Genomic DNA, 24950 nt, shown 5'->3' with positions numbered 1-24950 from the left:
ATGCTTAACTGACTGTACGTAAAGGGCTCCATACGGAGTCCTTTTTACTTGCCTTAGCAATCTCAGCGAGAATTTTTTCATGACTTTGCAAGTCATCATCTGATGCTGATAGTATTTTTAAATTAGTTGGTAGAGCCTTCGTATGGCCAGAGGAATCTGCTCCAACAGTGTAATCAATGAGATCAATGGAAAGGTCTTCTTGACCTCTGGTCATTGCTACATATACTTCGGCCAATAGTTGGGCGTCTAAAAGCGCGCCGTGCAAAGTACGATGTTTATTGCTAATAGAGAAACGCTCGCATAAAGCATCTAAAGAGTTTCGTTTACCTGGAAACATTTGCCGAGCATCGAGCAAGGTGTCAGTAACCTTTGATGCTAGATTTCTGAACGGCGGACGTTTTAAGAGTGCGAACTCATTATCCAGAAAGCCTAAGTCAAAAGCTGCATTATGAATCACGATTTCAGCGCCATCGACAAACTCAATCAGTTGCTCAACAATATTTGCAAAGATTGGCTTATCAGATAAAAACTCTCTTGAGAGACCGTGAACCGCAAAGGCGCCCGCGTCAATATCGCGCTCCGGATTAATGTAGTAGTGAAAGGTTCGGTCCGTTAAACGGCGGCCAACCATCTCAACGCATCCAATTTCAATGATGCGGTCTCCTGTAGCAGGATTTAAACCGGTAGTTTCGGTATCGAGAATAACTTGACGCATTAGGTTCCCTCTAAAACAGAAGCTGGAATGTCCATAGGGCCATTACCCGCATATTTATCCAGATATAGATAAATGACTGGCGTAATAATTAGTGTCACAAACTGAGAAAAAATAAGTCCACCAGCAACGCTAATGCCAAGTGGTTGTCGCAATTCTGCGCCGGCACCAAGGCCAAGCGCAATTGGTAGTGCGCCCATCAAAGCAGCAATCGTTGTCATCATGATCGGCCTAAAGCGCAAAATACAAGCTTCGCGGATCGCTTTCTCGGGACTCATTCCTTGATTTCGTTGCGCATCCAAGGCAAAGTCAATCATCAAAATTGCATTCTTCTTAACAATACCAATTAAAAGCAGGATGCCAATTGACGCAACAATAGTAAGCTCAAAGCCAAAAATACGCAGAGCTAATATCGCACCAATAGCAGCAGAAGGTAGGCCGGCCAGAATAGTAAGTGGATGAATGTAGCTCTCATATAAAACACCGAGCAGAATATAAATGACACCTAATGCTGCTAACAGCAAGATGACTTGGCCGGACTGATTGTCTTTAAAGACCGCAGCATCGCCACCATAGCTGGTAATGATTGAGGGCGGTAAATCCACTTCTTTCACAAACTTATCGATTGCTTTAGTCGCATCGCCCAAGAAGACGTCTGGTGCGAGGTTAAAAGAAATTGTCACGGCAGGAATTTGGCCTTGGTGGTTTACCGCGGTTGGACCCACTGTTCTCACAAAGCTTGCTAGGCTGGATAAGGGTATGAGCTTGTCGGTTGCTCGACCCCGTACATACACTTTGTTCAAGTCTGTTTCAAATTGCCGATCATCCTCTGCCGTTTCTAGAATGACATAGTAAGTATTGACGGGTGTGTAGATGGTGGAAACTTGACGCTCACCAAATGAAGAGTAGAGTGCCGTTCTGATATCGGCAATCGATACACCAGCACTAGCAGCTTTTTCGCGATCGATTTCGATTTTGACGTTTAGGCCCTTTAATTGAGAGTCGCTTGTGACATCCCTAAAAATAGGGTCCGCACGCATTTTTTGCAATAACTTATCAGCCCACTCATTCACGCCCTCAAAGCCAACGCTTTGCAATGTAAATTGATAACGGCTCTTACTGCTTCGTCCACCCAACTGTAGATTCTGCACAGGACTCATATACACCTGGATGCCAGGAATTTCTCTGAACTTGGTCCGAAGACCTTCCATGACCTTACTCATTTTTTGACGCTCGCCTTTCGGCTTCAAAATAATGAAGAACCGCCCGGTATTGCGCCCTGAGCTTTGGCCGCCACCCAAAATAGAAATCGACGTTGCGACATTGGGATCGCTATCAACAATTTTGGCTGCTTGATCTTGCAAGGCAATCATTGTTTTAAATGATGTGTCCTCAGAAGCTTCAACGGTGACTCGCAATTGGCCAATATCTTCTTCAGGAAAGAATCCCTTTGGGCTATAGACGAATAGGGCAACTGTAATGACGCAGCTAGCAATCGCCCCCCAGAGTACCTTTTTACGATTTACTAAAGCTAAGTCCAAATAGTGAACGTATGACTTTAACGTCCAATCAAAGAGGCGATCAAATTTCTTAGTAATTTCATATTCTTTTGGCTTGTGATCCGGCTTAGGCAAAAAGCGACTACACAACATTGGCACAATTGTTAGGGATACAACTGCAGAGACCAAAATAGAAAGCGTAACTACAACTGCAAACTCTCTAAAGAGGAGGCCAATTGGACCGGCCATAAAGAACAGGGGTATGAATACAGCAACTAGAGACAAAGAAATGGAAACAATAGTGAAGCCCACCTCTTTACTTCCTTTGAGAGCAGCCTTGAGGGGATCCATGCCTTTTTCAACGTAACGCATGATGTTTTCAAGAACAACAATGGCATCGTCTACAACCAAACCAACGGCTAACGTAATACCCAGCAAGGAAATGTTATCTAGACTGTATCCAAGAAAGTAGAAAACAAAAAAAGCGCCAATCAAAGAAATTGGTAGGCTAATGGAGGGAATGACAGTGGCAGATATATGCTTTAAGAAGAGGAAAATTACTAAAACAACCAATGCAATAGTGAATAGCAGAGTGATATTCACATCATGAATAGATTCAATAATGGAGAGTGAGCGGTCATTGATAAGCGTTAGCTGAATCGAATCTGGCATTTGCGCTTTGAGCGAAGGCAGCAAGCGCTTTATAGAATCCACTACCTCAACCGTATTGGCATTAGGTTGTCTATTAATACCAATCGCAATTGATCTCTCACCTTTTGCAGAGGCAAAAGTTTTGACATCTTCGTAGCTTTCCTGAACATCCGCTACATCTTTAAGATAAATTGGGTAGCCATTGCGCTGCGCAATGATGAGATTGCCAAACTCCTCAGCCTTAACCAATTGAGGATTGGCATAAATAGTAATGAGTTGTCGCGGGCCATCCAGCGTACCAACAGGGCTATTAGTATTGGCTTTATTAATCGCAGCCGCCACTTCATCCATCGTGATGTTGCGATTGCCCAAGGCGTCTGGTCTTACGCTAACGCGAACGGCGTAACGTTTGGCGCCATAAACAGAAACTTGAGATACACCTGTAATAGTCGATAAATTAGGCGCCATTAAATTCTCGGCATAGGCATTCATTTCCGAGAGGCTAATTGATGGCGAACTCATTCTGACAATAAGTACTGGTGTATCTGCTGGATTAATTTTTCGATATGACGGAGGTATCGTCATTTCAATGGGTAGGCGTCTTTGCGCACGCAACAGTGCCGCTTGCACATCTACCGCGGCTTTATCAATGTCGCGGTCGTTATTAAATTCCAGAGTGATGCTGGTTGAACCAAGGGAGTTCGTAGAGCTAATAACCTTAATGCCATCGATTGTTGAGAATTCTTTCTCAAGCGGCAACGCAACTGCGGATGCCATATTTTCTGGCGCAGCTCCAGGCAGACTTGCCGTTACAGAAATAATTGGTGTATTAAAACTAGGTAGTGCAGCTACTGGAATTTTGAAATACGCTACGCTTCCGGCAATGACGGTTGCAATAGATAACAACACCGTCATGACGGGACGTCTAATGCATAACTCAGAAAGCGTCATTTTTGCTCTGCAGCGGGGGTGTTGTTAGCAGGGGCAGCAGGAGCAGGGCCTTTGCTGACTTTAGCCTCACGTACTTTGCTGCCAGTTCGTAAATTCTGCTTGCCTTCGACCACAATTCGATCCCCAGCCTGAATACCGGTAATCACAGAAGTGCCTTGATATTCATAAGTTACTTTGACTGGCTTAGCTACTGCTTTGTCATCTTTGTCTACTACGTAGACAAGTCGTCCTGATGGACTAATAACGATTGCTTGGGTTGGTACCGCTAAGGCATCTTTTAGAGTGTTGGCATTCAGAGAAATGCGTGCAAACTGACCAGGCAAGAGCTCCATCTTTTCATTAGGAATTTGTGCTTTCACTCTCACTGCTGCAATCGCCGGATCTACTTGGTTATCTATCACCAGCACCTGACCTTCGTAAACAGTTTTTCCGGTGTTGCCAACAGTAACTTTTACCTTTAGGGGTTCATCTGCCTTTTTGTTTTCCAAAATTATTGGAATATCTTTTTCAGGCACCACAAACTGAACGTTAATAGGATTCAGTTGTGTAATAGTCACCATAGATCCAGTGGTGGATGTAGCAGAAGCATTCGTTGAGCTAATTACTGCATTGCTTGCTTGCACGAATGAGCCTGGAAAGACATTAATGATGCCTGCACGACCATTAATAGGGGAGCGTATAGAGTCAAAGGAAAGTTGTACCTCAGCAGAACGGGCAGCTGCTTGTGCTGACTTAGCGTTGGCTAAAGAGGTTTCCAATCCCGCCTTGGAAATGAAATTTTTAGCAACCAATTCCTTGGCGCGCAAATATTGCTTCTGAGCATCATCGGCTAAAGCCTTGAGTTTTTCGTAGTTGGCTTTGTCATTGCGATCGTCTAGGCTGAACAGAAGTTGACCCTCTGTTACTTCTTGTCCATCTTTAATGTGAATTTTGGTAACGGTATTCGTAACCATAGGGCGAATATCAACAATGCTATTGGAGACAATAGTCCCGGTAGCCTCGATGATGAGAGGAACATCCTTTTTTTCCACCACAATACTGGTGATCGTTTGGGGGCCGCCGGCTTTCTTGCCTGCTGGGAAAAAATAATCGTATGTTTTTGAGCCTGCATATAGCAGAATCAAAACAATCAAAATGCGCCACTTAAACTGCTTTATGAATGATTTGGTAGAGCCGTAATTGATGCCTTTTAGCTTGCTGGACGGTGGCAAATATTTACTCCAAAGGCCACATAAGCGAGATTTAGCAGCGCCCTTCAGTTGCACGATCTTGACTAGCAATTTATCAAGGGAGGATTCTATTTTTGACACAGTCTCGTTTTTCTTGGTTTTCTGGGGTTTATATGCTGTTTTTAGGGCTTCTAGGGCAGAACCATTCTCTCATAAGATGCCTTTATTGGTGACTAGAGGCGGGCGCTAGTCCTAGGGCAAAAACTCCTCGACACCCTTATTGGCCAATTGGTCGGCCAATTCATTCCCAGGATGGCCGTTATGCCCTCTAACCCAATGCCAAGAGATGTCATGGTCTGGAAGTAGGGCATCTAATTCTTGCCATAAATCCGCGTTTTTAACGGGATCCTTGTTGGCCGTTTTCCACCCACGCTTTTTCCACCCTTCAAGCCATTCAGTTACCCCTTTTTGGACATACTGTGAGTCGGTCCATAGCTCGACAGTGCTTCGATGCTTTAGGGCTCTTAGAGCAAAAATCACCGCGCATATTTCCATGCGATTGTTGGTGGTGAGCTTTTCGCCGCCATGAATATGCTTTTCATGACCTCCTGAGCGCAGCACCGCTCCCCAGCCACCAGGGCCAGGGTTACCTTTACAGGCGCCATCGGTATAAATGACGATATGAGGGAGTTTGTTATGCGGCATAGCAATAATTTACTTGGTATTGCTACTGTTGAGTTGGTTTTGCAGATTACTGCGCTCCGCTGCGGGGCTCAATTGATTGATTGCTGGAATGCGGACTAGTGAAGCTGGGCCAATGAGACGCATGCCTTGTTGGCGCTTGATTGCGGAGACCAGAAAAACTGCTCCGAATATAGGCCACCATCGGTTGCCCATTTTTTCAAGGAAATTCATTTTCTTCATGACTGCTTCGCCCTGAAGTGGGAATTTGTAACAACCAAAATGACCGCGATCTAAAGAGAAATTAAGTAGCTCTAACCAATCTTTAATACGTATGAGGCTGATAAATTGACCATCTCTAGGGAGGTAGGGGCTGCCTATTAATCTACTGAGATATTGTCTGGCGCCCCATAGGCTTGCAGGGTTAAAGCCTGAAATGATCAGGCGACCCTCAGGTCGAAGGACTCTGTCTACTTCGCGCAATATCTGATGGGGATCTGAAGCAAACTCCAGTACATGAGGCAAAACAATTAAATCAAGACTCTCACTTGCAAAAGGGAGCTCAGTCGAGCTAGCCTCAATTAAATGCCAGTTGTGGCGGCTTGCAGTGGTGAGGCTATCGTTTGAATGAATGAGAACTGCATGTAATGGCATCCGATTTTCAGATAGTGTATTAATCTGAGGTAGCCCAATTTGGACAGCATGAAATCCAAAGACATCCGCAACGATTTGATCAAAGCATTGTTGCTCCCAATTAAGTACATAGCGCCCCGGCGGAGATTGCAGCCATTTTTCCCAGGAGCTCCAAGGGGGTGCAGGCATCTGAGAGGGGATGGGTGGGGTTGGTATCATGAGTCTATGGATAAGAATACTTTATTGCAGGTCTGGCCCATACCGGCCTTTGATGATAACTATATTTGGTGCATTCACGATGGCAGCTCTGCTTTAGTGGTGGATCCAGGGGATGCGCAACCCACTCTGGCTTACCTGAAGGCAAATAAATTAACCCTTAAGGGAATCTTAATTACCCATCACCATGCCGACCATACCGGTGGAATTCTTTCCCTGTTGGAAAGTTTAGGGGCTGATATTCCAGTTTATGGACCAGTGGGCGACAACATTCCAGGTCGAACTGTTGCAGTCATGCAGGACGATAAGGTTGAAATTACCGCCCCTCGAATTAGTCTTAAAGTTTTTGAGGTTCCAGGTCATACCCTCAGCCACATTGCCTATTTTGCAAACATGCAGGCCAATGTAGTAGAGCCAATGCTGTTCTGTGGCGATACGCTTTTTGCATCTGGCTGCGGCAGATTATTTGAGGGTACGCCAACGCAAATGAGTGAGTCGCTCGCTAAGTTTGCTGCTTTGCCAAAAAACACTTTGGTTTTCTGCACTCATGAGTACACCTTATCTAATATTCGCTTTGCTTTAGCAGTTGAGCCCAATAACTTCAATTTAGTTTCATGGGCAGAGCAAGCAAAATCTCTGCGCGAACAAGGCTTATCAACACTCCCCACAACAATTGGTCAGGAGCTACAAGTTAATCCTTTCATGCGCTGTGATCAGCCGGAAGTTATTGCAATGGCCAAAGAGGTCTCTGGGCAATCGGATTTACCATCCCCAGCCCATGTGCTAGCAGTAATTCGCGCCTGGAAAGATCGTTTCTGATGCGCATTTTGTATGCGGCGGTAGTCATTGCCGCTTTCTTGAGTGGCTGCGCGAGTACTGGGGATTGGTCTTCAAATACTCCGACCAAGGCTAACCCTAAGTCCTCTAAGGCCATCCGCGTTAATCTTAAAAATCAATCTGTCAGCAAGATTTATGCGCCTTCGGATAATTTATGGATCCGCATTCGTGACGGCTTTCAAATGGAGCCCATGAATACTCCGCTTGAAATTGAACAGGTACGCTGGCTGGCTGCGAGGCCAGATTACGTCAATCGCTCGATGACGCGTTCATCACGTTATTTGTTTTACATTGTTCAAGAAGTTAATGCGCGAAATATGCCTACAGAGATAGCGCTACTACCATTTGTAGAGAGTGCATTTGTAACTCATGCTAAGTCGAGTGCTAAAGCAGTAGGTTTATGGCAATTTATGCCAGCTACAGGTAAAGATTTTCGTTTAACGCAAAACGTGTTTAGAGATGAGCGTCGTGATGTCGTGCAATCTACTGATGCGGCTTTGGATTATCTGCAGCGTCTGCATAATCAATTCGGCAGCTGGGAGTTGGCCTTGGCTGCATATAACTGGGGGGCCGGGAATATTGCTAAAGCGCAGAAGCGCAATGTTGCTGCTGGCTTGCCAACTGACTATGAGAGTTTGACGTTGCCACGAGAGACTCGAAATTACGTTCCCAAACTAATGGCATATCGTCAAATCGTTTTGGATCCACAGGCCTATGGAATAGTTTTGCCAGAACTTGAAAATCACCCGTACTTTGTTGCCGTTGATGTCGGCAGTGATATTGACGTGTCTCTAGTAATTAAATTAGCAGAAATCCCCTCAGATGAATTTCATAGCTTAAATCCATCATTTAATAAGCCGGTTATCTTAAGTAATGCAAATCAGCAAATTCTGCTGCCATTTGCCCATGCAGAAATCTTTCAATCTAACTTGAAGCAATACGACAAACCACTTTCTTCATGGACTGCCGTTCAGGTATCCAAAACGGAAAGTGTTGACCAGGCAGCAAAAACCTTGGGTGTAGATGTTGATACTCTTAGAGAGGTCAATGGTATTCCGCGAGGAATGCGGATTCGCGCAGGTTCTACCGTGCTTATTCCTAAAAATAATCGCCGCCCTGGAGATGTATCTTCTTCTATGGCAGAAAATGCCAGCTTAAGCTTGGAAAAACCAGCGCCGCCAGCCCCCAAATGCCCTAAGCCGGCAAATGCAGGGAAGGGTGGCAAGACAGCAAAATGTGCCCCCGCTACAATTGCCAAATCAACAGGAAAACCGACTTCTAAGGGTAATTCTTCTCAAAAAGATGCTGCATCTCAGCATAAATCCGCATCGACAGGACTTGCAAAATCTGCGAAAAATGGTAGTTCAGCCGCCTCTAGCAGCAATAACAGCAGCAAAGGGGCGAGCAAAAGTCAGTAATTTCAGTAACTTTTTTAAGAAATCAGGTTGACCATGTCCTATAAAGCACACCACGAACGCTCAATTAAAGACCCAGATGGATTTTGGGGCGAGCAAGCGCAATTAATTCATTGGGAAAAACCATTTAATAAAGTTTTAAATTACGATAACCCTCCATTTGCAAAATGGTTTGAAGGTGGCCTAACGAATCTTTGCTTCAATGCTGTAGATCGCCATCTTAAGGATCGTCCAAATCAAATCGCTCTAGTTGCGGTCTCAACAGAAACCAATCAAGAGAAGACTTACACATTTAAAGAGCTATATGAAGAAGTTAATCGTATGGCTGCAATCTATAAAGCAAACGGCATTCAAAAGGGCGACCGAGTCCTAATTTATATGCCAATGATTGCTGAGGCTTGTTTTGCAATGCTAGCCTGTGCTCGTATTGGCGCTATCCATTCTGTTGTTTTTGGCGGCTTCGCATCCCATAGCCTCGCCTCACGTATTGATGATGCAAAACCAAAGCTCATCGTAACTGCAGAAGCCGGTGCACGCGGCGGTAAGGCTGTCCCATACAAGCCTTTGCTAGATGAGGCAATTACTTTGGCTGAATACAAGCCAGAGAAAGTATTGATTGTGAATCGCGGCTTAACTGAGTTCACAACTGTTGCTGGACGTGATCTTGACTATGCAACTGAGCGTCAGAAACACCTCAATGATGTTGTTCCTGTTGAGTGGGTTGATGCAACTCATCCATCCTATATTTTGTATACCTCTGGTACGACTGGTAAACCAAAAGGTGTGCAACGTGATACCGGCGGATATGCTGTAGCACTTGCTGCTTCCATGAAACATATTTTCACTGGCAATCCGGGCGAGACGATGTTCTGTACATCTGATATTGGATGGGTTGTTGGTCATAGCTACATTATTTATGCGCCATTACTTTCTGGAATGGCGACCATCATGTATGAAGGAACGCCTTTGCGTCCAGATGCGGGCATTTGGTGGGAGTTGGTTGATAAATACAAAGTTTCTGTCATGTTCTCTGCACCAACGGCTGTTCGCGTTCTGAAGAAACAAGATCCTGCGTTCCTAACAAAACATGATCTTTCTAAATTGCGTGCTTTGTTCTTGGCTGGTGAGCCTTTAGATGAACCAACTGCAAGTTGGATTCATGGCGCCATCAATAAGCCGATCGTGGACAATTACTGGCAAACGGAAACCGGTTGGCCAATGTTGGCAATCCAACGTGGTGTTGAAGTCATGCCGCATAAGTTTGGCTCACCTGGCGTGCCATCTTTTGGCTACAACATGAAGTTGCTTGATGACGCAACATCTGAAGAGTTGGGTCCAGATCAAAAAGGGGTGATTGCCATAGAAGGCCCATTGCCTCCAGGTTGTATGCAAACAGTTTGGGGTGATGACAAGCGCTTTATCAGCACCTACTGGGAAACTATTCCTGGCAAGTTGATCTATTCAACCTTTGACTGGGGTATTAAAGATAAAGACGGCTATTTCTTTATTCTAGGACGAACAGATGACGTTATTAACGTTGCTGGGCATCGTCTTGGCACTCGCGAGATTGAAGAGAGCATTTCTAGCCATCCAAATATTTCAGAAGTGGCTGTGGTTGGTATTGAAGATAAACTCAAAGGACAGGCTGCAATTGCTTTTGTTATTCCAAAGGATGCTTCAAATACAGCGACTTTGGAAGCTGAGTGCATGAAAACTGTGGACACCACTTTGGGGGCTATTGCTCGTCCAGGACGCGTGTACATCGTCACGGCTTTGCCAAAAACACGTTCAGGCAAGATTGTGCGCCGCGCGCTTCAGGCGGTTGCCGAAGGACGCGATCCTGGTGATATCAGCACCATGGATGATCAGTCTGTTTTAGCTCAAATTAAGACCATTATTGAGCAAAGCGCCAAGGCTTAAATCCCCTTAATTTAGGATAAAAAGCTCCTCCAGCCATTAGGTTGTAGGAGCTTTTTCCTTTCCGGGCCCCATCTCATTGGGTATTCAAGGGTTTACGAGCAGAAATGGTATGATTACAGGGTTCGAAACTAATTAAATACCCTAGCGCTTAAAGACACTCACCTCCCGCAAAAACATCCTCGGGTTGGTCTTTTTGAGGGTTTTGAGCGTCGGATGGAGCAGGGACTGGAGATGGTTTGTCACCCTTGCTTCCTTCTTTTCCCCCCGCCGTGTTGGCTCTAGCTGACGGCACCATTTTTCCCGGATTTAGTATTGGCGCCCCTGGCGAAACTACCGGCGAAGTTGTCTTTAATACTGCGTTGACTGGATATCAAGAGATCATCACTGATCCTAGTTACTCACGTCAAATCGTGACATTGACTTACCCACATATCGGTAATGTTGGCGTCAATACCCAAGATGCTGAATCTGATCAAGTACATGCAGCTGGCCTGGTTGTCAAAGATCTACCAAAGCGAGTATCTAATTTCCGCTCAGAAGGCTCTTTAGATAGCTATCTGACTAAAGCGCGTGTATTAGGCATCGCCGGTATTGATACGCGCAAACTCACCAGAATTCTTCGTGATAAAGGCGCTCAATCAGGCGCAATCGTTGCTGGCAAGCTGGGCGATGATTACGAAACTTTGAGCAAGAAAGCTCTTGAACTTGCTAAGGCTTTTCCAGGCATGTCGGGGTTAGATCTTGCTAAAGTAGTAACAACTAATAAGTCTTATGAGTGGCGTGAAGCCGAATGGGATCTTCATGGCCCTGAAGGTAAGCCAACGTACAGAGCCCTAGATACAAGCAAACCAGTTAAGAAGGTAGTTGCTTATGACTTTGGCGTCAAACGCAACATCCTACGCATGCTTACTGAGCGTGGCTGTCAATTAACTGTTGTGCCAGCTCAAACTAGTGCGGCAGAAGTCTTGGCTATGAATCCAGATGGCGTTTTCTTCTCGAATGGTCCTGGAGATCCTGGCCCTTGTGATTATGCAATTGCTGCAGCAAAAGAAATCATCGAAAAAGGTATCCCAACTTTTGGTATTTGCTTAGGCCATCAAATTATGGGCCTTGCTGCTGGTGCAAAAACTTTGAAGATGAAGTTTGGTCATCATGGCGCAAACCACCCAGTTAAAGATTTAGATACTGGTCGTGTGGCAATTACTTCTCAGAACCATGGTTTTGCTGTTGATGCCAATACATTGCCAGACAATATTCGTGTAACCCATGTTTCTTTGTTTGATGGTTCTTTACAAGGTTTGGCTTGGAGAGATAAGCCGGCCCTGTGTTTCCAAGGACATCCTGAGGCCTCACCTGGACCTCATGACATTGCCTATTTATTTGATCGTTTTGTGGAGCTCATGAATGCTGCCAGCAAGAAGGAGGGCAAATAATGCCTAAGCGTAGCGACATTAAGAGCATTCTGATTATTGGTGCAGGACCGATCGTAATTGGTCAGGCTTGTGAGTTTGACTATTCTGGCGCGCAAGCGTGTAAAGCGCTCCGTGACGAAGGCTACAAAGTCATATTGGTAAACAGCAATCCTGCAACCATCATGACTGATCCTGAGATGGCTGACGTAACTTACATTGAGCCGATTACTTGGGAAGTAGTAGAGCGCATTATTGCCACCGAAAAACCGGATGCGATATTGCCAACTATGGGCGGTCAAACTGCGCTGAACTGTGCGTTGGATCTGCATCGTCATGGCGTACTCGAGAAATACGGTTGTGAATTGATTGGAGCTTCTCCTGAAGCGATCGATAAAGCGGAAGATCGTCAAAAGTTTAAAGAGGCTATGACTAAGATTGGTCTTGGCTCCGCTAAATCCGGTATCGCGCATTCGATGGACGAAGCCCATGAAGTTCAGCAACGCATTCAACAAGAGACCGGTAGCTCTGGTTTCCCCGTGGTTATTCGTCCTTCATTCACCATGGGTGGATCAGGTGGTGGTATTGCCTATAACCGTGAAGAATTTGAAGAGATTTGCAAACGCGGTTTGGATTTATCGCCAACGCGTGAGCTCTTGATTGAAGAATCACTCTTGGGCTGGAAAGAGTTTGAAATGGAAGTAGTGCGTGATCGCAATGACAATTGCATCATCGTTTGCTCCATTGAGAACTTGGACCCGATGGGGGTTCACACAGGGGATTCGATTACCGTTGCTCCTGCGCAAACTTTGACTGATAAAGAGTATCAAATCATGCGTAATGCATCGATTGCAGTCTTGCGTGAAATCGGTGTGGATACTGGCGGATCAAATGTTCAGTTCTCTATTAATCCAGTTGATGGTCGCATGATTGTCATTGAGATGAACCCGCGTGTGTCACGCTCATCAGCTTTGGCCTCAAAGGCAACGGGTTTCCCTATTGCAAAGATTGCTGCCAAATTGGCAGTCGGCTATACATTGGATGAGCTCAAGAATGATATTACTGGCGGTGCTACACCAGCATCCTTTGAGCCATCAATCGATTACGTAGTGACCAAGATTCCACGCTTTGCATTTGAGAAGTTCCCGCAAGCGGATTCACGCTTAACTACCCAGATGAAATCTGTTGGTGAAGTTATGGCTATTGGCCGCACTTTCCAAGAGTCTTTTCAAAAGGCGCTGCGTGGTTTAGAAGTGGGTGTTGATGGTCTTGATGAAGTGTCTACAGACCTTGATGACATCATCAATGAAATCAATGAACCAGGTCCAGATCGCATTTGGTATTTAGCTGATGCATTCCGCATGGGCATGGGCCTCGATGAAATTTATTCCGAAACTAAAGTAGATCCTTGGTTTCTTGAACAAATCGAAGAGCTCATTACCATTGAGACCGAACTGAAGCAGCGTAAGATAGATAGCCTGACTGCACCAGAGCTTCGCTTTGTTAAGCAAAAAGGATTCTCTGATCGTCGTCTAGCAAAGCTGCTTGGAATTGATGCCGCTTCCGTTCGTGCTGCACGTCACCGCTTAAAAGTAGTCCCAGTCTACAAACGTGTGGATACCTGTGCTGCTGAGTTCTCTACCAATACAGCTTATTTGTACTCTACATACGAAGCTGAGCATGGCGAATGCGAATCCAATCCTACCAATAAAGAAAAGATTATGGTTTTGGGCGGTGGTCCCAACCGAATTGGTCAAGGCATTGAATTCGACTATTGCTGCGTTCACGCAGCCTTGGCAATGCGCGACGATGGTTATGAAACCATCATGGTCAATTGCAACCCTGAAACCGTTTCTACTGATTACGATACTTCCGACCGTTTGTACTTTGAGCCATTGACACTTGAGGATGTTCTCGAAATCGTTGCAAAGGAAAAGCCAAAAGGTGTCATTGTTCAGTACGGCGGCCAAACACCTTTGAAACTGGCATTAGATCTCGAGCGCAATGGAGTACCAATTATTGGTACATCACCAGACATGATTGATGCAGCAGAAGATCGTGAACGTTTTCAAAAATTACTGCAAGATTTAGGTTTACGCCAACCTCCTAACCGCACTGCGCGTACTGAGGAAGAGGCTCTTAAGCTTGCTGAAGAAATTGGTTATCCATTGGTTGTTCGTCCATCTTATGTTTTAGGTGGTCGCGCCATGGAAATTGTTCATGACGGTCGCGATCTTGAGCGTTATATGCGTGAAGCCGTTAAAGTTTCACATGATTCTCCAGTTTTATTAGATCGCTTTTTAAATGATGCGATTGAGTGCGATGTTGACTGCATCAGTGATGGTGAAAAAGTCTTCATCGGCGGTGTCATGGAGCATATTGAGCAAGCCGGCGTCCACTCTGGTGACTCAGCCTGTTCTTTGCCGCCATATTCTTTATCCGACAACACGGTAGAAGAAATCAAACGTCAAACTGCAGCAATGGCTAAAGGCCTAAATGTGGTTGGCTTGATGAACGTCCAATTTGCCATTCAGAATGTTGATGGCAAAGATGTTATCTACGTTCTTGAGGTCAATCCTCGCGCTTCTCGTACCGTGCCTTTTGTATCTAAAGCTACTGGCCTGCAGCTCGCTAAGATTGCTGCTCGTTGTATGGTGGGTCAGACTCTTGCTCAACAGGGTATTACCGCTGAAGTGAAGCCTCCATACTTCTCAGTCAAAGAAGCGGTATTTCCGTTTAATAAATTCCCAGGTATCGATCCTATCCTTGGGCCTGAGATGCGCTCTACTGGTGAAGTCATGGGCGTTGGTAAAACCTTTGGCGAAGCCTTATTTAAGTCTCAGCTAGGTGCAGGTATTAAATTGCCAAAGAGTGGCACAGTGCTTCTAACTGTAAAAGATAGTGATAAACCAAAAGCGATTGAGGTTGCTAAGTTATTGCATCAATTGGGCTTCCCCATGGTGGCTACCAAGGGTACGGCTGCAGCAATTGAAGCGGCCGGCTTACCTGTGAAAGTTGTGAATAAGGTTAAGGATGGACGTCCGCATATTGTGGATTTCATCAAAAACGGTGAAATTTCACTGGTATTTACGACTGTCGATGAAACCCGCACTGCAATTGCGGATTCTAGATCGATTCGTACTAGCGCTCAGGCTAACGGTGTGACCTATTACACAACAATTAGTGCAGCACGTGCGGTAATGGACGGCTTGTTGGCATCTCAAAATGGCAAGTTGGAGTCACTTGAGGTCTATTCATTGCAAAACTTACATCAGACGCTTATTTAATCTAAAATCAACTCTTGTATGCGTAATTTTGCGCAAGAATTTAGGTTAGGTTAGTAGCATGAGCACAATTCCAATTACCAAACGCGGTGCAGAGCTTCTCAAAGAAGAGCTGCACCGTTTAAAGCATATTGAGCGTCCAGCAGTTATCATCGCCATCTCTGAGGCAAGAGCTCAAGGTGATCTTTCTGAGAATGCTGAATATGATGCCGCTAAAGAAAAGCAAGGCTTTATTGAAGGGCGTATTCAAGAGTTAGAGGGCAAGCTATCTGCTGCACAGGTAATCGATCCTGCTTCTCTTGATGTCTCTGGTCGTGTGGTCTTTGGCGCTACTGTTGATCTGGAAGATCTTGAAGATGGCACTAAGCTGACATATCAAATTGTTGGCGATGATGAGGCTGATATTGCCTTAAACAAAATTTCTATTAGCTCTCCAATTGCCCGAGCTTTAATTAGCAAAGAAGAGGGCGATGTTGTTGCTGTGCAGGCTCCTGGCGGCAATCGTGAAGTAGAAATATTGGCAGTGCGTTACGTCTGATGCTTTCTTTGGCAACTCAGAGAATTTTTAGTTTAATTGCAGGTCTCTGGGTTGGTGGTTTATTGACCATTGGATTCTTGGTTGTTCCCATTCTCTTTTCCAGCTTGGGAGATCGACAAGTGGCAGGAATGGTTGCTGCCAACTTATTTAAATCAACTGCTTATATTAGCGTTCTCACCAGTATTATTTTGATGCTGATGGCCAATCATTTTGTACGCCTTGGCCGATCCTATTATCGAGTTTCACGCTGGATATTGTTGGGTATGCTGGCGTGTGCCATTAGTGCGGCATTCATCATTATTCCCTGGATGAATTCCCTAAGAGATCAAGCTCTATATTTAGGCTTATCAGTCCGTGAATCTACCTATGCCGTTCTTTTTAGCCGGTTGCACGGTGTTTCAAGTGCGATCTATATGCTCCAAGCTATATTGGGTATTGCCTTGGTGTGGCGAGCAACAAAAAACGCCGACTAGCGGCGTTTTTAATCAATTAAAAGAATTCTTATGAGCCCAAAGATTTTTTCTTGGCACTACTCATGCGGACTTTACGCTTCTTAATTGGTGCTGGAGCAGCAGCAGCCTTTCTATAGCCTGGTGAAGACCAGCCAATCTTTGACTCTGCAGCTTCGGAGCGCAAAACTCTTTTCTTCGGTGTTGCTTTCTTCACAGCAGCGGCTCGTTCAAAAGGTGATTTATTTGAAGCAGAGCGACGATCAGACCGTTCTGATGTGCTAGTACGAACACCTGTTTTAGTGACAGTGCGATTTGGCTGGCGCTTAGTGCGTGGTGCTTGTAATGATTTTTTGGTTTGCTTGCTGGAGCGACCTAGATTGCTAAAGGCTTCATCAATAGCATCCTTTGGTTTCCAAAGTACGAGCAATTTGCCGATATGTTGAACTGGTGCAGCATCCAATTTATCGCAAAGCTCTTCATAAATCGCAGCACGCGCATCACGGTCATCTCCAAAAACACGAATCTTGATAAGGCCATGGTGATTAATGGCGAGTTTTGCTTCTTTAATCACAGCAGGAGTTAAGCCATCGCCGCCGATCATCACCACTGGATTGAGGTCATGTGCGTCAGCTTTGAGAGATTTACGTTGTGCGGGGGTAAGGATGAGTGCAGTCATGGCCTCGATGATAGAGCATTCATTATAAAAATCGGCTTATTACAGCTAATTTGTGGCTATTTTTCTTAATTCCTTTTGCTTTAGACGACAGAAACTAGGAAAATAGCAGGCGAAAGTGGGTAAGTTGTGGCAAAGAATAAATTTAATAAAAGTTGGTTGCAGGATCACCTAACCGATCCCTACGTGAAGATGGCTCAGAAAGAGGGCTATCGCGCTAGAGCGGTTTATAAGCTTAGTGAAATTGACGAGCAAGATCACCTCATCAAAGCAGGCATGACCATTGTCGACTTGGGGAGCGCTCCAGGGAGCTGGTCTCAGTACGCTCGCAATCGTCTAACTGAATTGGGTAAAAGCAATCCAAGCATTGAATCTGGCAAACCAGATGGACAGATTATTGCTATTGATATTTTGCCTATGGAGGATATAGCTGACGTCAGCTTTATTCAGGGCGATTTTCGTGAAGATGAGGGGCTCGCAGCCCTAGAGGCCTTACTACCAAAGGACGCCCAAGGCAAGGTTGATTTGGTTCTATCAGATATGGCTCCCAACTTATCAGGTGTTGGTGTGGCTGATGCCGCCAGAATGGCCTTTTTAGCTGAAATAGCCTTGGATTTTGCTGTGTCTCATTTGAAGCCAGAAGGTGCGTTATTGATTAAGTGCTTTAACGGTAGTGGCTATAGTCAAATTGTAGAGTCTTTTAAAAAGGTCTTTAAAACAGTGGCCTCCCGCAAGCCCAAGGCCTCAAGAGCCCGCTCTTCGGAGATATTCCTTTTGGGTAGAAACCTCAAGCAGCCAAAATAAGCTCTAAAAACCCCAATTTATAGGGGGTTTATTAAATAAATATGCCAATAGCTCTTGAAAAAGGCTGGTAGTAGAATCAAATACTTAGGAAGCGATTTGCTTTAACTCCTGGTTCAACCCAGAAAAGGACTCATTTTGAACAGCAATATGTTCCAAAAAATCGGTGTGTGGCTCATTGTGGGCTTAGTGCTTTTTACTGTTTTTAAGCAGTTTGATAAGCCTAAGGACCAGAATCAGGTTACGTATTCCCAATTCATGGATGACGCAAAAGCAGGAAAAGTTAAGCGCGTTGATGTGCAAGGTCGCACATTGCAAGTGACGCCTGCTGATGGCGCTAAATATTCCATCATCTCTCCAGGTGATATCTGGATGGTTGGCGATCTGATGAAATACGGCGTTCAGGTTACCGGTAAAGCTGATGATGAACCCAATATGTTGGTTTCGGCTTTGTACTATTTAGGACCAACACTCTTAATCATTGGCTTCTGGTTTTTCATGATGCGCCAAATGCAGGGTGGTGGCAAAGGTGGAGCATTCTCTTTTGGTAAATCAAAAGCTCGCTTGATTGATGAAAATAGCAACACAGTCACTTTTGCAGATGTTGCCGGATGTGATGAAGCCAAAGAAGAAGTCTTTGAGTTGGTTGACTTCTTAAAAGATCCTCAGAAATTTCAAAAACTGGGTGGACGTATTCCGCATGGTGTATTGCTGGTAGGCCCTCCGGGTACTGGTAAGACCCTTTTAGCGCGTGCTATTGCGGGCGAAGCAAAAGTTCCATTCTTCTCTATTTCTGGATCTGATTTCGTTGAAATGTTCGTTGGTGTTGGTGCATCTCGTGTACGCGATATGTTCGAAAACGCTAAGAAAAATTCTCCTTGCATCATCTTTATTGATGAGATTGATGCGGTAGGGCGTCATCGCGGCGCCGGTATGGGCGGTGGCAATGATGAGCGCGAACAAACATTGAATCAAATGTTGGTTGAGATGGATGGCTTTGAAAGCAATAGCGGTGTGATCGTAGTTGCTGCTACCAACCGCTCGGACGTATTGGATAAAGCATTGTTGCGTCCTGGCCGTTTCGATCGTCAAGTGCATGTTGGCTTACCTGACATTCGTGGTCGTGAGCAGATCTTGCAAGTGCACATGCGCAAGGTTCCTATTGATCCGGATGTGAATGCAGCTGTCTTAGCTCGTGGCACCCCTGGTTTCTCTGGAGCTGATTTAGCAAACTTAGTTAATGAAGCCGCATTGTTTGCTGCGCGTCGCAATAAACGTTCTGTCGACATGAAGGACTTTGAAGACGCTAAAGATAAGATTTATATGGGTCCGGAGCGCAAGTCTGCCGTTATGCGCGAAGAAGAGCGTCGCAATACTGCTTATCACGAGTCCGGCCACGCTGTTGTTGCCAAGGTATTGCCTAAAGCGGACCCCGTTCATAAGGTCACCATCATGCCTCGCGGTATGGCTTTGGGCGTCACTTGGCAGTTACCTGAATTTGATCGTGTGAACCTATATAAGGATCGCATGTTGGAGGAGTTGGCTATTCTGTTTGGTGGTCGTGCTGCTGAGGAGGTATTTCTCAATTCCATGAGTACTGGCGCATCCAATGACTTTGAACGTGCCACTAAGATGGCGCGGGACATGGTTACGCGTTATGGCATGAGTGATAGCTTAGGCACGATGGTTTATGTTGATACTGAATCTGAAAGTATTTTTGGTCGCAATAGCACTAAGACTGTTTCTGAATTAACTCAACAAAAAGTGGATGCAGAAATTCGTACATTAATTGACAGTCAATACGCTTTAGCAAGATCGATCCTAGAGCAAAACCGTGACAAGGTTGAAGCTATGGTTGCAGCATTGCTTGAGTGGGAGACTCTTGATGCTGAGCAGATCACTGACATCATGGAAGGCCGTCCGCCACGGTCACCTAAACCTCCACCAGCGACCCAATTTGGCAATTCCGCAGGTACGCCTGGCCCTGCTACTGGCAGCGCACCGGCAACTGCATAATTAGGAATAGCTTTAGCCTTTGATGTCACATCAAAGTCATCAATCTCTGCCCACAACATGGCGTTGTGGGCGTTTTCTTTTTGACTTTACTAAACGTCAGCGCCCGGTCGTGATGGGCATTCTGAATGCCACTCCTGATTCATTCTCAGATGGTGGTCAATTTCGAACCCCCAAGGATGCAGTGGCGAAAGCGGAGCGCATGCTTGCCGACGGAGTTGATCTAATTGATATTGGTGGTGAATCGACCAGGCCTGGCGCTGAACCAGTTGGACTGCAAGAAGAGTTGGATCGAGTGCTGCCGGTCATTGAGGCCCTCAAAGATTGCGGTGTCCCACTATCGATTGATACCTACAAGTCAGAAACCATGCGCCAAGCGCTCCATGCTGGCGTTGATTGCGTCAATGATATTTGGGCACTCAGACAAGCTGGTGCTGTAGAAGCCGTTTTAGAGAGTGAATGCTGCGGCATTGTATTGATGCATATGCAACGTGATCCTCTCACGATGCAATTTAATCCAGAATACAAAGATGTGATCGCAGAGGTAAAAAAGTTCTTACTGGATCAAGTCAATGTATTGGCATCCTCAGGAATTCAGAGGGATCGCATTGCCATTGACCCCGGCTTTGGTTTTGGCAAAAGCTTAGGGCACAACCTTAATATGTTGGCAAACTTTGCTGATTTTTCAACATTGGGTCTACCTGTGCTGGCAGGCATTTCTCGTAAATCCATGATCGGGAAAATTACTGGCAAAGATACCAATGAGCGGGTGGCCCCAAGCGTTGTAGCAGCAATTATAGCGGCAGATCGAGGCGCCAAAATTGTGAGAGTTCACGATGTCGCTGAGACGGTGGATGCTTTAAAGCTCTGGGAAGCGGTTCAACTGGGTATATCGATCTAAGTTTTATAATTACTCTCATGAAAAAACAATACTTTGGAACCGATGGCATCCGTGGAGAGGTGGGACAATTTCCTATCGTTCCAGAATTCATGACTCGTCTTGGATATGCAGCTGGCAAAGTATTAACTCGCAATGCAAAGCCTGGTGAACGTTGCAAGGTTCTCATTGGCAAAGATACCCGAGTATCTGGTTATTTATTAGAGGCAGCACTAGAGGCTGGCTTCGCTGCTGCTGGTGTGGATGTGATGCTTTGCGGCCCTATACCAACACCTGGTGTTGCTTATCTAACAAGAGCATTGCGATTAACCGCTGGTTTAGTTATTTCAGCCTCGCACAATCCTTATCAAGATAACGGCATTAAATTTTTCTCTGCAGATGGAGATAAATTTTCGGACGATTTTGAGTTCGCTATCGAGAAAGAGTTGGAAAGTCCAATAGGCTGCGTTAGTTCCCAAGATTTAGGCAAAGCCTTTCGCTTAGATGATGCTGCAGGTCGATATATCGAGTTTTGTAAATCTACCGTTCCGAGCGATCTCAATCTCAAGGGAATCAGAATCGTGGTGGATTGCGCCAATGGTGCGGCATACCATACAGCCCCTCATGTGTTCCATGAGCTAGGCGCTGAAGTCATCTCAATTGGCGTTCATCCAGATGGACGCAACATCAATGATGGCTGTGGCGCCACAGCACCAGCCGCCTTAATTGCCAAAGTACAGGAAGTCAAAGCGGACATTGGAATTGCATTAGATGGAGATGCTGATCGCCTGCAAATGGTTGATGCAACCGGCAGATTATTCAATGGCGATGAATTGCTTTATGTACTTGCAAAAGACCGAGCAGATCGTGGAGAGCAAATTGGCGGAGTAGTTGGGACATTGATGACCAATCTTGCTATTGAAAATGCAATTATAGATCTTGGCATTGGCTTTGAACGTGCTAATGTGGGTGATCGTTATGTATTAGAGCTGCTTAAAAAGAATGGCTGGCATGTAGGGGGTGAGGGCTCAGGCCACTTGCTCTGCCTGGATCGTCATTCGACAGGGGACGGCACCATTGCTGCTTTACAAATATTAACTGTAATGAGTCAGTCCCAAAAAAGTCTCGCGCAATTGTTAGCGGCGGTCTCTATTTTCCCGCAGGTTCTTTTAAATGTGAAATTTATGCCTGGTTATGACTGGAAATCTGATGAGTCCCTCAAAAAACAAATCGCTCAGGTAGAAAATAATCTTAAAGACATTGGCAGAGTCTTGATTCGCGCCTCTGGCACCGAGCCACTTTTGAGGGTGATGGTAGAGACTAAGGACGGCGCTGTTGCCATGAGCGCTGCCAAGAGCATTGCAGACTTAGTACCTACGGCTTAATACGCCACACATATTTAGAACGTACCCCTTAGTCCAACCATGAAACTTCTTCCTGGTTGAGGGGCATAAAGCCTCACAGCCATTGGAGTGGTTGCATAGCGTATTTGTTCATTGAGCAGATTTTTCATATTCAGATATACAGTCCAATTTACTTGTTGAATCTTTTCTGTGTAAGAGATTCCAGCATTTAATAGGTTGTAACTTGGCGCAGGCCCCTGTTCCCAACTTGCCAACCGATTTTGTTGATAGCTGTAGATGTAGCTAGCATTCGTTAGCCAACCATTTTTTTGATGAGCGATCTCGGCGCCTAGGCGAGGTGCTGGCTGCAGCGGCAAGTTTCCACCAGCATCAAAGGTACCCTGAGAGGCATCACCAAAGACTCTTCCACCAAGCCCTTGTTCACGCCAGTTATAGGTCAATTCACCCTCAATGCCTTTAATAGTCGCTGCAGCTTGCTGGGCGGTGACAACACTAAATCCATCTCCTTCCTGACCGCCATTGTTAATAGCGTTGCCAGTGTAGTAGCCATAGATATAGTTATTAAAGCGATTAGCGTAAACGCTCACTTTGCTACGAAGTATTCCAATACTCTTTTGAAAATTGAACTCGAGATTATGAGAGACTTCTTTGCTTAAATTAGGATTACCAATATCAAATGTTGCCGTAGATTCATGAGCACCGTATGAATATAGTTCCTGAGCGCTAGGTGCACGTTGCGACACTGTATAGGCGACACCCAAACCATGGCCTTGAATAAAATTCCACAAGCCACCTGCGGAATAGGACATCAAATTGAAGTTACGGTTTTGTAATGTAATTTGTGGGGTAAGGGTGCCAGCAGTCGTATCTTGTGCCTCTAGTGCCGTTCCGGTATTCGGGTTTTGAGCGACGTTGTTATAACGCAGACCTAAGCTGCCTTGTAGGCTATTCCATTTGCCTTCCTCAATCCAAAATAGGGCATTCGAATTGGTTTTGGTAGGCGGAACAATCGCATAGCTTCCAGTGCCGACTTCGGATGCGTTCAAAGATGCAGCGGTAACTTGTGCGCCAAATGTGCCTTTCCAACCAAAGATAGGATTATGAGTTAACTCAACCCGGGCTTCATTGGCAATGTTTTTCCAAAGTGAAGCAGCTTCACCAGTATTAGTAAATTCTGTATGGTTGTAATTAGTATTAGCCGCACTAAATTTAAAGGAAGAAAATCCGCTAAAGGGGTCGCGTGTTTCGTGTTGCAAATCATAGCGATTTTGCGACTGATTGATTGATCCACCCTCAGGAGTGGGTATGCCGTAGTTATTATTTAGCCGCTCAACAGATACGCCGGTATATCCGGATTTGCCGATATATGAAACACCAAAACCTAGATTGTTTTGATTGCTATAAGTATTGGGTAGCTTGCCTGTGTAGTTATTCCCGCCATTGCCTTCTGGGGGAACTGTCCACCCACCAGGAGGTTCGCCTTGTGATTGCGTTGAGCTACCAGGTATTGAATAGTTATTAGCGTTATTAATGGCCGTATCTACATGAATAGCGACTGATCCAATTGCGCCATCAACCTCCAAAGATCCAGCTCTACCATTATTAACGGTCTCATAACTGGTATTAATTGCTCCAGTTGGGCGATCTGGGAGGTTGGTCAAAATGCGATCATTCACCACATTAACTAAACCACCGCTCGATCCAGAGCCGTAGAGGAGGGCGGCGGCACCGCGCAAAATTTCAACCTGATGCGCGTTTTGCATATTGTTACCAACGGCATGATCTTGAGAGATATTAGATACATCACCTACGGACAATCCATTTTGCAGAATTTGCACACGGGAACCTTCGAGACCTCGAATCACTGGTCTAGATGAGCCAGCCCCGTAGCCAGTAGCAGAAACGCCAAGCTCATTTGCGAGGGTTGCACCCAAAGTGCTACCCAATTTATTCGCCAGCTCGTCCCCCTGAAGAATCTTAGTTGGGGTCAAAATACTTTGCGTTGCTTCCTGGCTGCCAGTAGCAGTTATCTCAAGGCTTGGTGTTTGATTTTGAGCAAACGCAAAAGAGCTGCATAGACTAGAAATTAAGACGCAAATTACTCGCGGCTTAAATATTTTTTTACACTTCATTTGAAATCCTTCAATGCTTGCAGCCAAATCAATGGCGCAAATAAATCCTTGACTAGCTATTAAAACTAGACGCTATATTGATTTATGAAAGAAGGATGGGTGGCGCTCTCGATTGATAGTTTTCAATGCGAGCTATAGAAATGAATGCGCTATTGAATGTGCTTGATTGCTCAGAAACATTGTTATAGACAATCGAGGAAGCTGGATCAGATCCAATGAATCCAGCTAGCGTTAGGGCATCAAATAAATGACACACATCTGAGCTATGATTTGCTGATGAAAAGGCATCCACAGCAACTGAGCTTGCTTCAGTTTGGCTGTGCACATGAGCATGAGAAATGTGATGTGCAAGGCCAACCCAGCGAGTGCCAAGCAAGCAAAGAACCAGCAAGGCTACGCTTAGCGCAACTTGTATTTGCTTTGTAAATTTGCTTGAAAAATAGGCACTCATGGCACGAATCTTACAGGATTTGCCTGCAATAGCCCTCTCGGTGTAGAATATCGATTCCGTCGGAGTGTAGCGCAGCCTGGTAGCGCACCTGCTTTGGGAGCAGGGGGTCCAAGGTTCGAATCCTTGTACTCCGACCACTTTCTCTTAGTTTTACGATTTTCAGTCCCAGTACTCACTGCCTATAGCTCAGCTGGATAGAGCAACGCCCTTCTAAGGCGTAGGTCGCACGTTCGAATCGTGCTGGGCAGGCCAATTCTTCATTTCACGGTATG

At 45.4% G+C, this 24950-nt stretch carries 19 protein-coding genes and 2 tRNA genes; 13 read left to right on the top strand and 8 right to left on the bottom strand.

All coding sequences use genetic code 11. The annotated features are described in order from the left end of the window. Positions 1-4 precede the first annotated feature (4 nt). The 5 genes from dnaQ to PKF022_RS05215 form a co-directional block, all read right to left on the bottom strand. Positions 5-715, bottom strand: a complete 711-nt coding sequence (gene dnaQ, locus PKF022_RS05235) for a DNA polymerase III subunit epsilon (RefSeq protein WP_281776088.1) — start codon at positions 713-715, stop codon at positions 5-7. Next, the gene (locus PKF022_RS05230) at positions 715-3813 is read right to left on the bottom strand and encodes an efflux RND transporter permease subunit (RefSeq protein ID WP_281776087.1); all 3099 of its coding nucleotides are present in this window, start codon (positions 3811-3813) and stop codon (positions 715-717) included. The genes dnaQ and PKF022_RS05230 overlap by 1 nt, the downstream gene beginning before the upstream one ends. Next, on the bottom strand, positions 3810-5123 hold the full coding sequence (locus PKF022_RS05225; RefSeq protein ID WP_281776086.1) for an efflux RND transporter periplasmic adaptor subunit: 1314 nt from the start codon (positions 5121-5123) through the stop codon (positions 3810-3812). The genes PKF022_RS05230 and PKF022_RS05225 overlap by 4 nt, the downstream gene beginning before the upstream one ends. 111 nt (positions 5124-5234) lie before the next feature. Beyond that, complete coding sequence (rnhA, locus tag PKF022_RS05220) at positions 5235-5687, bottom strand: ribonuclease HI (protein WP_281776085.1); 453 nt, start codon at positions 5685-5687, stop codon at positions 5235-5237. A 9-nt stretch (positions 5688-5696) separates the two neighbouring features. Further along, positions 5697-6485, bottom strand: coding sequence for a class I SAM-dependent methyltransferase (locus PKF022_RS05215; RefSeq protein ID WP_281776084.1), 789 nt, complete (start codon positions 6483-6485; stop codon positions 5697-5699). Positions 6486-6521: 36 nt separating this feature from the next. Between PKF022_RS05215 and gloB the strand changes: the two genes are divergently transcribed. From gloB to PKF022_RS05180, 7 genes are all read left to right on the top strand, one after another. Further along, entirely contained in the window at positions 6522-7331 is an 810-nt protein-coding gene (gloB, locus tag PKF022_RS05210) for a hydroxyacylglutathione hydrolase (protein WP_281776083.1), read from the top strand. Beyond that, positions 7331-8767 carry a transglycosylase SLT domain-containing protein gene (locus PKF022_RS05205; RefSeq protein WP_281776082.1) on the top strand — a complete coding sequence of 479 codons (1437 nt, stop codon included), beginning with the start codon at positions 7331-7333 and terminating at the stop codon, positions 8765-8767. Before gloB ends, PKF022_RS05205 begins: the two co-directional genes overlap by 1 nt. A 33-nt stretch (positions 8768-8800) precedes the next feature. Further along, positions 8801-10684, top strand: coding sequence for a propionate--CoA ligase (locus PKF022_RS05200; RefSeq protein ID WP_281776081.1), 1884 nt, complete (start codon positions 8801-8803; stop codon positions 10682-10684). 245 nt (positions 10685-10929) lie between these two features. Next, positions 10930-12117, top strand: a complete 1188-nt coding sequence (gene carA / locus PKF022_RS05195; protein ID WP_281777476.1) for a glutamine-hydrolyzing carbamoyl-phosphate synthase small subunit — start codon at positions 10930-10932, stop codon at positions 12115-12117. After that, entirely contained in the window at positions 12117-15380 is a 3264-nt protein-coding gene (carB, locus tag PKF022_RS05190; protein WP_281776080.1) for a carbamoyl-phosphate synthase large subunit, read from the top strand. The genes carA and carB overlap by 1 nt, the downstream gene beginning before the upstream one ends. 58 nt (positions 15381-15438) lie before the next feature. Next, on the top strand, positions 15439-15915 hold the full coding sequence (gene greA, locus PKF022_RS05185; protein ID WP_281776079.1) for a transcription elongation factor GreA: 477 nt from the start codon (positions 15439-15441) through the stop codon (positions 15913-15915). Then, on the top strand, positions 15915-16388 hold the full coding sequence (locus PKF022_RS05180; RefSeq protein WP_281776078.1) for a DUF4149 domain-containing protein: 474 nt from the start codon (positions 15915-15917) through the stop codon (positions 16386-16388). The genes greA and PKF022_RS05180 overlap by 1 nt, the downstream gene beginning before the upstream one ends. A gap of 28 nt (positions 16389-16416) precedes the next feature. Here PKF022_RS05180 and PKF022_RS05175 read toward each other — a convergent pair whose 3' ends face one another. Continuing rightward, positions 16417-17043 carry a YhbY family RNA-binding protein gene (locus tag PKF022_RS05175; RefSeq protein ID WP_281776077.1) on the bottom strand — a complete coding sequence of 209 codons (627 nt, stop codon included), beginning with the start codon at positions 17041-17043 and terminating at the stop codon, positions 16417-16419. 126 nt (positions 17044-17169) lie between these two features. On the opposite strand from PKF022_RS05175, the gene PKF022_RS05170 reads away from it, so the two are divergent. From PKF022_RS05170 to glmM, 4 genes are all read left to right on the top strand, one after another. Further along, positions 17170-17844 carry an RlmE family RNA methyltransferase gene (locus PKF022_RS05170; protein WP_216231854.1) on the top strand — a complete coding sequence of 225 codons (675 nt, stop codon included), beginning with the start codon at positions 17170-17172 and terminating at the stop codon, positions 17842-17844. 135 nt (positions 17845-17979) lie between these two features. Continuing rightward, positions 17980-19857, top strand: a complete 1878-nt coding sequence (gene ftsH / locus PKF022_RS05165) for an ATP-dependent zinc metalloprotease FtsH (RefSeq protein WP_281776076.1) — start codon at positions 17980-17982, stop codon at positions 19855-19857. Between the two features lie 22 nt (positions 19858-19879). Further along, positions 19880-20755, top strand: a complete 876-nt coding sequence (gene folP / locus PKF022_RS05160) for a dihydropteroate synthase (RefSeq protein ID WP_281777475.1) — start codon at positions 19880-19882, stop codon at positions 20753-20755. 17 nt (positions 20756-20772) lie between these two features. After that, positions 20773-22116, top strand: coding sequence for a phosphoglucosamine mutase (glmM, locus tag PKF022_RS05155; RefSeq protein WP_281776075.1), 1344 nt, complete (start codon positions 20773-20775; stop codon positions 22114-22116). A 14-nt stretch (positions 22117-22130) separates the two neighbouring features. Here the strand turns inward: glmM and PKF022_RS05150 are convergent, their stop codons facing one another. Both PKF022_RS05150 and PKF022_RS05145 read right to left on the bottom strand, forming a co-directional pair. Then, positions 22131-24227, bottom strand: a complete 2097-nt coding sequence (locus PKF022_RS05150; protein ID WP_281776074.1) for a TonB-dependent receptor — start codon at positions 24225-24227, stop codon at positions 22131-22133. 82 nt (positions 24228-24309) lie between these two features. Beyond that, positions 24310-24678 carry a hypothetical protein gene (locus tag PKF022_RS05145; RefSeq protein ID WP_281776073.1) on the bottom strand — a complete coding sequence of 123 codons (369 nt, stop codon included), beginning with the start codon at positions 24676-24678 and terminating at the stop codon, positions 24310-24312. A 60-nt stretch (positions 24679-24738) separates the two neighbouring features. Between PKF022_RS05145 and PKF022_RS05140 the strand changes: the two genes are divergently transcribed. Both PKF022_RS05140 and PKF022_RS05135 read left to right on the top strand, forming a co-directional pair. Next, positions 24739-24815, top strand: a tRNA-Pro gene (locus PKF022_RS05140). 38 nt (positions 24816-24853) lie between these two features. Beyond that, positions 24854-24930: transfer RNA gene (locus tag PKF022_RS05135), tRNA-Arg, on the top strand. Positions 24931-24950: the final 20 nt, after the last annotated feature.

It is taken from the genome of Polynucleobacter sp. KF022 (assembly GCF_027924105.1).
GTDB lineage: Bacteria > Pseudomonadota > Gammaproteobacteria > Burkholderiales > Burkholderiaceae > Polynucleobacter.
This window is presented reverse-complemented; position numbering and strand designations above follow the sequence as displayed.